This window comes from Janthinobacterium sp. 64 (assembly GCF_002813325.1).
Classification (GTDB): domain Bacteria; phylum Pseudomonadota; class Gammaproteobacteria; order Burkholderiales; family Burkholderiaceae_D; genus Janthinobacterium.
Map to the genome: position 1 here is coordinate 816144 of NZ_PHUG01000001.1, position 13195 is coordinate 829338.

Here is a 13195-nt window from a genome sequence, read left to right on the forward strand (position 1 = left end):
GGGTGCTGCGCAAATATTTACGTTCCAGGCTGCCACGGGCCTGGGCTTGTCGGGGGCGGCGGGCGTCAGCCACGGTCGCCATCCTTGTCATCCACTGCAGCGGAGACGGCAACTGTGTCGAGTTCGCGCAGCATGACGACGGACACTTGCTTGAAACCGCGTCCCTGGAAGAATTGTTGCGCCGTCAGGTTGTGCGCGCCGCATTCGAGGAACAGACGGGCGATGCCGTGGCCGCGTAGCTCGCTTGCTACCCACTCCACCAATTGGCTGCCGATGCCGCTGCCGCGCACGGAGGGCAGCAAGACCAGGTCATCGAGCGCGGCGAACGATTTGGAGGCGCGCTGGCGCGTGTCGATGGAAACCAAGGCCATGCCGACGATGGCCTCGCCCGATGTGGCGACAGCCAGCAGGGTCGAATCGCCATGTGCCCAGTCATGCGACAGGGCGGCGCGGATTTCGCCGCGTATCACTTCAGGCAAGTCCGCGCGCCAGTTGCCCGGTGCGTCGGCGCGTTCGCCTTGCAGCTCCGAATGGGAGATGTAGTCGGCGCTGACGTTATCAAGATATAACTGGCACAAGGCATCTTCGGCGCTGGCGTCGTGACACCAGTCAAAGCTGATGGCGGGTGAATTGGCTTGGGCGTTTTTCATGGCGGATCTCATGTTGTTGAAAATGTAAAGGCATTTTATGTCGCCCCTGAATGGCATTCAAGTTAAAATCCATCTGTAAAACAGATAGGTGGATGCCATGCAATGGACTTTGGAACAAATGCGCTACTTTGAAGCGGCCGTCGCGGCCGGTTCTTTCTCGGGCGCGGCGCGCCGGCTGGGCCGCGCCCAATCGGTGGTCAGCACCTCGATTGGTTTACTGGAAGCGGAATTCGGCGTGGAACTGTTCGACCGTTCGCGCCGCAGCGCCGTACTGACGGAAGCGGGCAAGGTGATGCACCTGGAAGCGTGCGAACTGCTGCGCCAGGCCGAGCGCTTGCAGCTGCGCGCCCAACTGCTGAGCGAGGCGCCCGAAGCGCAGCTGACCCTGACCCTGGACGAAGCCCTGCCCTACCTGGCCATCGGCACCCTGGTCAAGGAACTGGCGGCGCGCTACCCGGCGCTGGAACTGGTGATGCTCAACGCCACGGCCTCGGAAGTGGCGCAATACGTGGAGCAGCAGCAAGCGGACGTTGCTTTTCACTTCGACCGCGGCCCCATCTCGCCCATACTGGAACAGCAGCACATCGGCAGCGTGGCGCAAGGCGTGTTCGTGGCGAAAGGCCATGCCATGGCGCACGGCCAGGAAGTGAGCCGCAACGAGCTGACCCGCTACCGCCAGCTGATCATGGATTCCGAGCTCAACCGTGAACACGCTTTCAGCCCCGCCGTCTGGTTTTCCGACAGTTTTTACAGTATTGCCGAAATGGTCGCGGACGGGCTGGGCTGGGCGATTTTGCCGCTGAACATCGCCAATTACGACAATTACAAGGGTTACCTGCAGGAAGTGCCCTGCCCGGCGCTGGCCTTGTCGCGCTTGCCCGTGCGGCGCTTGTCGATCCATGGGAAAAAGCTCAGTGAGACGAGTTTGTGGCTGACGACGAGGCTGGCGGAGCTGTTGCTGGATGGGCCGAGGGGGTGAGACGGCTGGACAGTCGCCGAGCTGGCGCCCATGATCTAGAATGGTACGTTCTGGACATTCAAAGGAATACAGCATGCATTTCGATTGGCATGGCGGCGTCATTACCCGGAAGACCAGCGTCGACGCCCACTATAAAAACACGCAAAACGTCAGGCGCTTCCTGGTGGATCAGTGCGGCCCCGGATTCAAGCTCGACCGTGATCTCATGGCCTGGATACGCGACGGCGCCGCCAAAACCATGGGCGATGTGGCGGATGAATGGCAGCGTCGACATGTTCAAGCCGCCGATGCTTCAATAAAAAATACTGATAAGTACTGAAATCCTTACATGATTCAATCAGCTGTCCTCAACAACTGGCTCACCATGGCAAAAGACGATGCCGTGGAGATCGATCCCGACAACATCAATCACGAAGCGATGAGCAATATGTGGAGCTTCTCGCCCACGGACGAGGAAACGCCGCAGATCCATGCGGCCGAGATCGTTGCATTCATCGGCCAGGTGATCGCGGCACGCAGCAGCGCGCTCGCTGGCGAGGAGATGCTGTTCTACTGCTGGCATGATGCGCAATGCCGCCAGTTGCGGTTCAGTCTGGTGTCGCGCTCGCACGGGCGGTTGCCGTTTCGCTGCGAACTGCGCGAAACGCAGGATGTATCGTTAATCGCCGAGCGCGTGGTAAACGGGGACTGGCGCAACGAGCACTATATGCAGGCCCCGTCGGAGCAAGGCGATGAGGAGGAAGCCGCGCCGTTCGTCCTGCCCGTGTTCGTGGTCGCCGTGCCGTAGGAATCAGCACGCCCCAATCACGCCGGGAAACGCGCGGGCCGGCAAGCCTCCAGGGCCGATGCTGGCTCGCCAGTGATGATTTCTTCGCTGGCCAGCTGGCCCACGATGGCCGCCAGCACGACGCCCGGATGCATGGCGCACACGTACGCGCCTCCGACCTGCGGCAAGTAGCCGATGACGGGCACGCCGTCCAAGGGCATGGGACGCAGGCCGATGCAGGCGAACTCGGGCACGATAGCTTCGGCGCCCGCAAGTTCTTCCCGGATGGCGCTGGCCGTGCGTTGCGCGATGGCGGCGGGCTGCTTGTCCGGGGCGTCGTCCACGTAATCTTCCGCTGCCAGCATGGTGCCGTCTTCTGCTTGCCGCACTTCCATTGCATGGCTGGAAATAATGCCGCGCACCAGGCCGGGCGGCGCCTGGTAGCGCAGGAAGATGGCGGGCGAGGCGTGAATCGGCAGGCTGGCGCCCAGTTGCGAGGCCAGCTGGGCAGTGCCGGTGCCCGCTGCCAGCACGACCATGTCAGCTTCGATGACGCCAGCGGCCGTTGCCACGCCCGTCACCCGCGCGTCCCGCACCGCAAAGCCCAGCACGGGCGTGTGCGTGCGGACGGTTGCACCGAGTGCCTGGGCCGCTGCCAGCAAGGCGTGGGTCGCGGTAACGGCGTCGAGGGCGCCCTGCTCCGGCGCAAAGATCGCCTGTTGCGGCGGCTGCCGCAGCTGCGGTTCAAGCCGGGCGATGCGCGCGTGGTCTATCAAGATGGAGTCGGGCGACACGCGCCCATCCTGCGTGCCATACGACAAGGCGCCGTGCCAGCGCAGCGCCAGTCCGGGCACCTGCGTTTCCAGCTGGCGCCAGGCAGCGATGGCGCCGCCGCGCAGGGCCGCAATGGGGTCAATCCCCGCGCAGGACGTGTTAATCCACGCAAACGAGGTAGCCGTCACGCCGGACGCGATGCCGCCCGCCTCGACCACCGTCACTTGTGCGCCCTTGCTGGCCAGGTGGTAGGCGAGAGACGCGCCGACGATGCCTGCACCGATGACGACGATGCGTTTGGGGGCAGCCCGCAACGCCAGCGCATACGCATGGCCATCGACAACGTTACCTGCCACCATGGCAATATCGGGCACGGCCATTCCCTGCACGAAACCGCAGCGTTCCAGCACGCGGATCGAAGCCGCATTGCCGTCGATGGCATACGCACACAGGCTGGCCAGCCGCCACTCGTCTTGCGCCAGGGCGATCAGGTGGTGCAGCGCGGCCGTGGCCAGGCCCTTGCCCGCCTGCTGCTCGCCGATGCGGTAGCCGACTTCGGCCACGCCTTGCTGCCTGTCAATGTCCTTCAGGTTGGCGCGGCCGATCAATTGTCCGTGTTCGTCGACGATGACGCAGGGGTGCATGCGGCCCTGTGCGTGCTGGTCCAGGAATTGCGCAATGTGGGCCTGGATGCCGTCAACGCTGTAAAAATCGTCGGGGCGCCGGTCGATATGGCGCTCGAACCAGGCCCGGTTGGCTTGCTCGAAGGCCAGCAGCGGCGCGGCGTCGTCGGCACGCAGGGTGCGGATGGTGTATGTGCTCATGGAGACTCCTGGAAAGGCATGAGTCTAGTGATGTGTGCCCCGGCCCGTCAATCTTGATTCCGCGAATCAATATACAGATACAATCGCCGCCATGAAAAACGATCTGTCCGCTCCTGACGCGGCGCGCCTGCTGGGCGTCAGCCTGCCCACCCTGTATTCCTATGTCAGCCGGGGCTTGCTCGCTTCCGTCAGCAACGGGCAATCGCGCCACAAGCGCTATCCGCAGGAAGACGTGCTGCGCCTGGCGGCCCGCAAGAGCGACGCCAAGCGCGGCGGCCAGACGGCCACGGCCGCCATGCACTGGGGCTTGCCCGTGCTGGAGACGCAGATTTCCCACATTCTCGATGGACGATTGCTGTACCGCGGATGCGAGGCGACGACGCTGGCGCAGCACGCGACCCTGGAAGCGGCCGCCGGGCTGCTGTGGGACGATGGCGCGAGCGACTATTTCCAGCAAAACGCGCCGGCCCTGCCGCCAGGACTGGCCAGCGCGGCCGATGCGACGCCGCTGGCGCGCGCCATGCTGGCCATGGCCATGCTGGCGCCAGCGGACATGCCGCACGCGCTGGAGTCCGGTCCCGCCTTGATGCGCCTGCTGGCCGCCGCCCTGCTGCAGACGGCGCCGTCCGCCCTGCCGCTGCACCAGCAGCTGGCCCAGGCGTGGCAAGCCGATGCGGAGCAAACTGAATTGCTGCGCGCCGCCCTCGTGTTGCTGGCCGACCATGAATTGAATGCGTCGACCTTTGCCGTACGCTGCGTCGCCTCGACGGGTGCCAGCTTGCCCGCCGCGCTAGGCGCCGGGTTGGCGGCCTTGTCCGGCGACAAACACGGCGGTGGCAGCGCGGCGGCGCGCCGCATGTTGACGCAGGCGCTGGCCGCGCCGGATGCCAGGGAGGCCATCAGCGCTTTTTACAAGACCATCGCGCCGGCATTTGCCGGCTTTGGCCATCCGCTGTATCCAGATGGCGACCCGCGCGCCGCGTATCTGCTGGGCATTCTGTCGACAATGGCGCGGGACAAGCCGCAACTGGCAGCCATCCTGGCCGTTTGCGCGGCGGCGGGTCAGTTGCTCGATGCCAGGCCGAATGCCGACCTGGCGCTGGCCGCCATGGAGCTGGCGTTCGATTGGCCCGAGGGCGCAGCACTGAGCGTGTTTGCGCTGGCGCGGTCGGCCGGCTGGATCGCGCATGCCAACGAGCAAGCGGCCAGCGCGGCGCTGATCCGTCCCCGCGCGCGCTACATCGGCCGCCACCAGCGCGACTGGAAATAGTCTCTTGATTTATTACGCATACGTAGTAGTATACTTCGCATGCGTACCAATACCTCCCCTACTCCAGACGTTCCCGATGCCGTAGCCTGCCCGCTGGGCGAGCGTTCGCCGCGCCTGTTCAATCTGCTCAACCTGGCGCGCCAGAACCTGTTTCGCTCTGCCGATGCCGTGTTTACCAGCGAACTGGGGTTTTCCGGCACGCAAGTCGTCGCCCTGTTTGCCCTGAAGGGCGAGGAAGGCTGTCAGCTCAAGGATCTGGGGAGATTGTTGCAACTGAAAAACTCGGCCGTGACGGGCCTGGTGGCGCGCATGGAAGAAAACGGCCTGATCGTGCGCGGCCAGTCGGCGCTCGATGCGCGCGCCGGCACCCTGCACATGTCGCCCAGGGGCGGCGAAGTGCTGGCCGCCGCCCTGCCCCTGCTCGACAGCCTGAATGCACAACTGAAGCAAGGTTTCAGCGAGGAAGAACTGGCCGCCGTCGCCCGCTTCCTGCTGCACGCCTCGCGCCTGCGTTTTGCGCAAGATCAAGCCAACCCACAGACAAAAGCTGGGGTCAGACCCTGAGGGTCTGACCCCGGTCATTGCCGTTGGGTTAAGCATTTTCATACCCTCTTTCTAACCCACAGGAGTTACCCCATGCACCCCAACGACATGACCGGCTTGCAACTGATGCAAGCTTTCGCGCAAGGCCTGTTTCCCCGGCCCGGCATTTCCAAAACCATGCCCATGGATGCGCACACGGTCGAGTATGGCCGCGTGATCTTCACGGCCACGGCGAATGAAACGCACACCAATCCCATGGGCGGCGTGCACGGCGGTTTCGCCGCCACCGTGCTCGACACGGTCACGGGTTGCGCCACGCACACGGTCTTGCCGGCCGGCGAAAGCTATGGCACGACGGACCTGAACATCAAGATGTGCCGCCCCCTGCCCTTCAACGTGACGGTCTACGCCGAAGGCAAGGTCATCAATGCGGGCCGCAACCTGGTCATTTCCGAAGGCACCATCCGCGACGAGGCCGGTAAAGTGTACGCGCACGCGACAGCCACCTGCATGATCATCCGCCCCCGGGAGCAAGCGGCCGCCTGATACGGCCAGGCATGAGTTTGTGCAGTTTTTAGCTGTATCGACATTCAGAAAAATTGGAATTTCGCATGAAAGGCACCATCCTATGGATTTCCATGTAAGCGCTAAATCCTACAATTGCTACGGCGGACACACAACCTTGTCGCCGATCGGGGATTTTCTTCTGGCGGGAGGTGGCAATTTTGGAGACGCGATCACGGAAATTGCAGTCACGCTTCACTTTAGGGACTCTGGTCCGGCAAAGAAAACCTTGGAGTCTCTATTGGAGACACACAACAATTTCCGCTCAACGCTACCTAAGATCACTTATCGAAGAGCAAAGGGCAAGGTCGAGATCGATATCGCCAGCGAATTGATGGAAGGTCGGGACTGGACGCGTTCTTCAACATTGTCTTTGCCACTTTTTAAAGCAGGTGTTGATGAAGTCATCAATGCACTAGGGCTATTGAGAGCGCGATTGAAGCGCACTGATGATTTTAGCCTGGAGAAATTTCTGGACCATTGTGAAGCTGCCAAGAAACGCATCCCGAATTCGGAGGACGCTCTGCAACACCTTGCATCCGGGCTGGAGGCAGCAGCACAAGCCAAGCGTGATGGAATGTCACCTTGGGAGAAGTTGGGAATTGATTGGGAGGACTTTCATCCCAAAGCACGCGAAATTCTGGATGATCCATTTTTTTGGAACTGCGCGGATGATTTCTCGCCGAACGGCAATGATACTGGAGCCGATCTTCTGCAGAGCTATCGCGATTGGCACAAGACGCACAAGGACGTCATGCCAATTCGATTCCTTGAGAAACTGGCAAAGCAGTGGGGATACTCCGACATCAACGCCATGGACGATGATGTTCGCTGCGAAGCGTTGATTGCTCTCGCATTTGCGGACATAAAGTTAAGAGCGGCATGCAACCAACAGGCGCGACAACTGGCATTGGACTGTATCGGGCAGCAAAGAGCTCAGGCGCTGGCCGCTGGGAACTGGCCTCATCGGGAAGAAAGGCTCAATGCTTTGAATCAGATCGAAGCAAAGTTGAAGCAAATGGATAACGCCATGGTGCATTTGACGCGCTGAAGCGCACCGATCACTTCTATCGGGCCGCCGATGCGCTTAACGAGAGGCCCGCTGGACAAACGCATCAGTTCCCGGTGCTGACGGAGACGGTGTCCACGTCTGCCTGGTTTGCTCAGGATGTCTGAAATGGAGCTGCCTGTATCGCCGCTGTAGCAGTCGTCCGACTGATACAGCATGTGCTGCTACGCGGCGCCTTGTGTCTTGTCCCTGCCGTGCCGGGCTTCTAGACTGGGGCCTTCTCGACGCTGCGATTGCCTGCCATGACCGAACTCCTGCCCCTGATGAGCTATTGCTTTGTGATGTCCGCCACGCCCGGGCCGAACAACGTCATGCTGGCCACCACCGGCGCCAATTTCGGCTATCGTGGTGCGCTGCCGGTGATCCTTGGCATCCAGGCCGGCATTTTTGTGCAGACCATGCTCATGTGCGTGGGGCTGGGCAGCGTGTTCGTCGCGTACCCACTGGCACAGCAGGTACTGCGCATCGCGGGCGCGCTGTACCTGATGTTTTTGGCCTGGAAGCTGGCCGGCGCCTCGGTGGCGGGAAGCAGCGCACCGAAGGCCGTGTCGTTTGCGCAGGCGGCGCTGTTTCAGGCGCTGAACCCGAAGAGCTGGCTCAAGGCGATCACCATGGCGTCCGTCTTCATGCCTGCGCACAGCAACATGCTCGCCAGCGCGCTGCTGGTGTCCGTGACCGGCACCGTGGTGGGCATGCCGTGCAACGCCATGTGGGCGCTGTTCGGAGTCTCGATCCGCACCGTGCTGAAAGCGCCCCGCAACCAGCGCATCTTCAATCTGGTGATGGGTGGCATCCTGCTGGTCCTCGCCGTGATGTTTTTACGTTAAACTTCCGCCATGTTCGCCATCGACCGCTCCTCCCCCATCGCCCTGTTCAAGCAGATCGAGGCCGCATTGCGCCAGCAGATCGCGCAGCGCGTCCTGCCTGGCGGGACCAGGCTGCCGTCGATCCGCCAGCTCGCCACGCAGCTCGCGGTCAGCACCAACACCGTGGTGGTGGCATATGACAGGCTGGTGGCCGCCGGCGTCATCGATACGCACGGTACGACAGGCTTCTTCGTCTGCGCGCCAATGGACGCCAGCCGCACCATTCCCGACGAGGTGGCGCTGGAGGCGGGCCAGGAGCAGGAGCCGGTCTGGCTGAGCCAGCAAGTGAACGACCAGCGGCCGGGCGTGCTGCTGGCCAGCAGCGGCGCCCTGCCGCCCACCTGGCTGCAGGACGCGCTGCCGGCGGCGGCCGTGCAACGTGGTCTGGCGCGCAGCGCGGCCGGCATGGCCTCGCGCTGTCCGCCGCAAGGGCTGGCCGAACTGCGCGAGCAGATCGCGCTGCTGTTGCGCGGCATCGGCATCGCTGCGGACGCCAGCCACATCCTCACCACGTTCGGCGGCACCCATGCCATCGATCTGATTTGCCGCACCTTCCTGCAGCCCGGCGATACGGTGCTGGTGGAAGACCCCGGATACTTCCTGATGTTCGGCCGGCTGCGCCAGGACGGCGTGCGACTGGTGCCCATCCAGCGCCGCCCCGATGGCCTCGACCTGGACCAGCTGGAAGCGGCCTGCCGCGTGCACCGTCCGCGCCTGCTGTTCATGCAGACGGCGTTGCACAATCCCACCGGGTGGAGCAGCAGCGCCGCCAACCTGCACAAGGTGCTGATCATGGCGCAGCAGTATGGCTTCCTGATCGCCGAAGACGACGTGCACGGCCACTTCCAGCCGGGCCACAGCACGCGGCTGGCGTCGCTGTCCGGACTCGACGGCGTGATTTACTACTCCAGCCTGTGCAAGGCGCTGAGCCCGGCCCTGCGCATGGGCTACCTGGCCGCGGCGCCCGCCCTGCTCAAGCCGCTGATGCGCACCAAGATCCACTCCATCATGACCTTGCCTGCGCTGAACGAATACGTCTTGCTGGAAGTGCTCAAGGCCGGCAACCTGCGCAAGCACCTGGAGCGGCTGCAACGCAAGATCATGGTGGCGCGCAACGCCAGTACGCGGCAATTGAGCGCGGCCGGCGTACTGTTCGAGCAGCCCGGCGACGCCGGCATTTTCTTGTGGGGCAGCATGCCCGAAGGGCTGGACGTGGACTTGCTGGTGCAGGACGCCTACCGCAACAAGATCCTGCTGATGCGCGGCGCCGCGTTCTCGGCCAACGACACGCCCGACCAGCACATCCGCTTCAACGTCGCCTTCAGCCAGCATCCGCGCGTGAGCGCCTACCTTGAAGAACGCCTGCACGCGCTGGCTGGCGCGCGCTCCAGCCTGGCACGCGCCAGCGCCGCCGCCGGCATCGCGCGCAAGGATGCGTAAAAGGATCGCTATCCTCGGCTTCCTGGCCGGCATCGCCTTCGATATGCTGCCTCATGCGTTTGAGGTCGTTGCAAAGACCAACGTTTGTCGCGAATCATGCTCCAGCTTGCTGAAAGTCGTATCCGTCATCATCTATGCGGCCATGCCGATAATATGGGGCGGGCTCTTGGGCATAGTGATAGCAAAACCTCACGCAACACGCATATTGCTCACCAGTGCGCTATGTTCCCTGCTTGCCATGGCAGTATTGACCTGCTTGCTCTACAAGCAGCAACACCCATGATTTTCAATCTTCTCACAACATGGGAGGTCGAGTGAAACGTATTGGCTTGTCGGTCGGGTTTCTCATTGTTGGATTGCTGACAACCTGGGCTGCAATGTTCGCCGGCAGTCACATACCGTTCAGCTTTCGTATCCAGCTGCCACACAACGACTCCAGTGCTTGCTACGAAATAGGGCCGTGTTCGGTACCCTGGTGGGTCACTGCCGCGCTTGTCGCCTATCTTCTTGGGCCATCCTTCATTTTTATGGTGACGGGATGGCTAAGCGCACGTCCCGGCGTTAGCACATCTACAAAACTGAGCAGACTCTTGATGCTGTCAGTCCCTACCGCTCTACTGTATTTGCTAGGGTATGTCATCAGTTGAATGGTCAACGCAAGCCACTGTTCAAATCGTTGTTGGCGATCCGCCGCAAGTTGCTGTCGGGCGCCTCAGCCAGCCGGCTTCTTCTTCGCCTTCAATAAACTGCCGGCCGCATTTTCTTCAAAACGCCCCGCCTCTTCTATATAGCCATGCACGGTGCCGTCGTGGCGCCAGCCACCCTGGCGCTTGATGGCCTGGAAATCGGCGCCGGCCCGGTGCGCACTGGTGGCCATGCCGCGGCGCAGGCTGTGGCTCGATAGTTCCGGCACGTAATCAAGCGCCGCCAGCCGGGCGCAGCTTGCCAGGATGGTGTTGATGCTGCTGGCGTGCAATCCCTTCGCTCCCACATGGCCCCACTGATTCACTGTGCGCAAGAGCGGCCCGCTGGCAATGTCCGCCACGCCCAGCCACGCGCGCAAGGCCGTGGCCGGGCAGCAGACGCCGTCGCCGAACGGGATCGCCTTGACGATGCCCTCCCCCAGTTGGTCCGTTTTCGAGCGGGGCAAGGTGATCACCATGCCTTGCGGCTCCCAGCTCACGTCTTCCAGTGTCAATCCCGCCAGTTCGCTGCGGCGGAAACCGCCAAAAAATCCCAGTTGCAGCAAGGCGCTGTCGCGCAGGGCCTTGACGCTGCCCAGCGCGGCCAGCCTGGCGACGATCAGCTCCAGGTCTTCCAATGGCAGGGCCTTGGCCTTCTTCTTTGGCTTGCCGTGCAAGCGGGCGATGCCGGCCAGCGTCTTGCGCACGGTGGGCGTGGACGCCGGGTCGGCAAAGCCCTGGTAGACATGCCATTGCGACAGCGCCGTCAGGCGCAGGGCCAGGGTGCGCGCGTTCAGGCTGTCCGCGTAGGCCATCAGGTAACGGATGACGGTCGACTCATCGGCAGGCAGCGCCCCGCCCCAGGCCTGGAAGTGGCGGATGGCGGAACGGTAGGTGCGGCGCGTGTTGTCCGATGTGGCGGCGGCGAGAAATGCCTGGTGGCGCGCGGCCAGTTCGGCATCGATCAGGGCGCCGCGTAACGGCACAGGAGCCAAGGCGGCGCTTTTCGGCACTTTTGGCACGCCAACACGGCGTTTCGGGAGGGGCAATTCAAGCATGGCGGTGGCGAAATCGCGGTTTTGTACTGGGAGACACACAGAATACCATGCCAAACACCCCCATAACACGCGATAAGCGATCTTATCGCGACTTATATTTTAAAGAATCATTGAAATTTATATCGTAATATTATGCGATATTACGTATCATGTAATACGTTACTAAATTTCGCTCATAGGTGGTTTCATGGCCCGCACTGGTATTCTGTACTCTGATGTTATGAAAGCAGCCCACATCGTTGCGGCCGATGGACGCAATCCCACGGTCGACAGCGTGCGCGAAGCGCTGGGCAGCACGGGCAGCAAGAGCACCATCGCTCCTCTGTTAAAACGCTGGAAGGAAGAATTCCAGGGCGCGGGTGCCGTGAAAACGGAGTCCGGCTTGCCGGCCGAGCTGATGGAAGCGATGCGTGGCGTCTATGAAAAACAGCAGCGCGACGTGGCGCAGCAGCTGGAAACGGGCATGCAGCAGAATCGCGCCGAACGCGATGCGGCGCTGGACAAGCTGAAAAAGACGGAAAACGAACGACTGAAACTGACGGAGGCGCGCGCCGCCCTCACCCAGGAATTGCGCGCCACCCAGCATGCGCTGGCGCAACTGAAGGAAGAACATCATTTTCGCGCCGTCACCCTGGCCACCTTGCACAGCGACAACGCGGGCCTGACGCAGCGCCTGGCCGACCGGGGCGAGGACATCGCCGCGCTGAACCGCCAGCTGGCGCAGGTGCGCTCGCAGTTCGACCATTACCAGGAAGCGGCAGCCACGCAGCGCAGCGAGGAACGCGCGCAGGCGCAGCAACGGATCAGCCGGCTGGAACAGGACAACGCCCAGCTGCAGCAGCGCTTGCAAGGCCAGCAAGCGACTTTGGTGCAGCAAGACATGCGCCTGGCGCAGCTGCAGGCGGAGCAAACACGCTTATCCAGCGAAGCGGCCGCCGACCGCGACGCGCTGGCCACCGTGCGCCCCGAGCGCGACCAGTTCGAATTTCAGTATCTGCAGGCGGCCGCGTCGGCCGACGCCTTGCTGGCCAAGCTCGATACGGCCCTGCTGGCGCTGAACGACGCCAAGGTGGCGCTGGCCGCGCAAGACCGCCAGCTCGACATGCTGGCGGGACATGGGCAACTAACGCAGCAGAAAATGGACGCTTTGGCGCAGGAGCGCGACGGCTTGCTGCGCGATAATGCCGGCATGGCGGCGCGCATGGCGCTGCTTTCGGATGGCAAGGAGACGCGCGCGTAGCGCAATGGCTGCCTTGCACGCCTCGCTGAATCTGGCGCTTTACTGCCGGTAGCGCACCCGTAGCCACGCGCCGATGGCGTCCACGCCGCTGTCTGCCGCATCTTCGACCCAGCCCGCGCGCGCATAAAAGCGCCGCGCGCCCGTATTGCTCAGCTGCGTTTTCAAGCTCAGACGGGTACCGAAGCGCGCCACGACGGCCGCCAGCAGTTGCCCGCCGATGCCCGAGCCGCTGTGTGCCGGGTGCACATACAGATGGTGCAGGAAATAGTCGGGGGCATCGCCCGTGTACACGGCGGCAAAGCCGGTGACGATGCCGCCGCGTTCGGCAACAAGGATGGCTTCACCCTGCGTCGCGGCCGTAAAAGTAGCGCTGCCGGCGACAGGGCCGAAGGCGTCGCGCCCGGCCAGGGCCAGGATGGCGGTGCAGGGCTGCGTGTCCGCGCTGGCGAAAGGACGAATCAGGCACATG

14 protein-coding genes are annotated in these 13195 nt (G+C 62.9%); 10 read left to right on the forward strand and 4 right to left on the reverse strand.

Annotation, left to right across the window (positions count from 1 at the left end; translation table 11 throughout):
• Positions 1 to 65: 65 nt before the first annotated feature.
• Positions 66 to 650, reverse strand: a complete 585-nt coding sequence (locus CLU91_RS03510; RefSeq protein WP_157814573.1) for a GNAT family N-acetyltransferase — start codon at positions 648 to 650, stop codon at positions 66 to 68.
• 97 nt (positions 651 to 747) lie between these two features.
• On the opposite strand from CLU91_RS03510, the gene CLU91_RS03515 reads away from it, so the two are divergent.
• From CLU91_RS03515 to CLU91_RS03525, 3 genes are all read left to right on the forward strand, one after another.
• Positions 748 to 1629 (forward strand): LysR family transcriptional regulator, encoded by an 882-nt coding sequence (locus CLU91_RS03515; protein ID WP_198521235.1) that lies wholly within the window; start codon positions 748 to 750, stop codon positions 1627 to 1629.
• Between the two features lie 73 nt (positions 1630 to 1702).
• A complete protein-coding gene (locus tag CLU91_RS03520; RefSeq protein ID WP_100873007.1) occupies positions 1703 to 1948 on the forward strand; it encodes a DUF6434 domain-containing protein in 246 nt (81 codons plus the stop codon).
• Between the two features lie 9 nt (positions 1949 to 1957).
• On the forward strand, positions 1958 to 2416 hold the full coding sequence (locus tag CLU91_RS03525) for a hypothetical protein (RefSeq protein WP_100873008.1): 459 nt from the start codon (positions 1958 to 1960) through the stop codon (positions 2414 to 2416).
• A gap of 17 nt (positions 2417 to 2433) precedes the next feature.
• On the opposite strand, the gene CLU91_RS03530 is transcribed toward CLU91_RS03525, so the two are convergent.
• Positions 2434 to 3993: an FAD-dependent oxidoreductase gene (locus tag CLU91_RS03530; protein WP_100873009.1), complete on the reverse strand. Its 1560-nt coding sequence runs from the start codon at positions 3991 to 3993 to the stop codon at positions 2434 to 2436.
• Positions 3994 to 4084: 91 nt separating this feature from the next.
• Between CLU91_RS03530 and CLU91_RS03535 the strand changes: the two genes are divergently transcribed.
• The 6 genes from CLU91_RS03535 to CLU91_RS03560 all read left to right on the forward strand — a co-directional run bounded on the left by CLU91_RS03535 (position 4085) and on the right by CLU91_RS03560 (position 9745).
• Positions 4085 to 5263, forward strand: coding sequence for a citrate synthase family protein (locus tag CLU91_RS03535; RefSeq protein ID WP_100873010.1), 1179 nt, complete (start codon positions 4085 to 4087; stop codon positions 5261 to 5263).
• Positions 5264 to 5302: 39 nt separating this feature from the next.
• Positions 5303 to 5827 carry a MarR family winged helix-turn-helix transcriptional regulator gene (locus CLU91_RS03540; RefSeq protein WP_100873011.1) on the forward strand — a complete coding sequence of 175 codons (525 nt, stop codon included), beginning with the start codon at positions 5303 to 5305 and terminating at the stop codon, positions 5825 to 5827.
• 72 nt (positions 5828 to 5899) lie between these two features.
• Positions 5900 to 6352, forward strand: a complete 453-nt coding sequence (locus CLU91_RS03545) for a PaaI family thioesterase (RefSeq protein ID WP_100873012.1) — start codon at positions 5900 to 5902, stop codon at positions 6350 to 6352.
• A gap of 82 nt (positions 6353 to 6434) precedes the next feature.
• Positions 6435 to 7421: a hypothetical protein gene (locus tag CLU91_RS03550; RefSeq protein ID WP_100873013.1), complete on the forward strand. Its 987-nt coding sequence runs from the start codon at positions 6435 to 6437 to the stop codon at positions 7419 to 7421.
• A gap of 260 nt (positions 7422 to 7681) precedes the next feature.
• Positions 7682 to 8266: a LysE family translocator gene (locus tag CLU91_RS03555; RefSeq protein WP_100873014.1), complete on the forward strand. Its 585-nt coding sequence runs from the start codon at positions 7682 to 7684 to the stop codon at positions 8264 to 8266.
• 9 nt (positions 8267 to 8275) lie between these two features.
• The gene (locus CLU91_RS03560) at positions 8276 to 9745 is read left to right on the forward strand and encodes an aminotransferase-like domain-containing protein (RefSeq protein WP_100873015.1); all 1470 of its coding nucleotides are present in this window, start codon (positions 8276 to 8278) and stop codon (positions 9743 to 9745) included.
• A gap of 712 nt (positions 9746 to 10457) precedes the next feature.
• Here CLU91_RS03560 and CLU91_RS03570 read toward each other — a convergent pair.
• The gene (locus tag CLU91_RS03570) at positions 10458 to 11486 is read right to left on the reverse strand and encodes a tyrosine-type recombinase/integrase (RefSeq protein WP_100873017.1); all 1029 of its coding nucleotides are present in this window, start codon (positions 11484 to 11486) and stop codon (positions 10458 to 10460) included.
• Positions 11487 to 11706: 220 nt separating this feature from the next.
• On the opposite strand from CLU91_RS03570, the gene CLU91_RS03575 reads away from it, so the two are divergent.
• Positions 11707 to 12726, forward strand: coding sequence for a DNA-binding protein (locus tag CLU91_RS03575; RefSeq protein ID WP_157814574.1), 1020 nt, complete (start codon positions 11707 to 11709; stop codon positions 12724 to 12726).
• A gap of 39 nt (positions 12727 to 12765) precedes the next feature.
• Here the strand turns inward: CLU91_RS03575 and CLU91_RS03580 are convergent, their stop codons facing one another.
• On the reverse strand, positions 12766 to 13194 hold the full coding sequence (locus CLU91_RS03580) for a GNAT family N-acetyltransferase (RefSeq protein ID WP_100876563.1): 429 nt from the start codon (positions 13192 to 13194) through the stop codon (positions 12766 to 12768).
• Position 13195 lies beyond the last annotated feature (1 nt).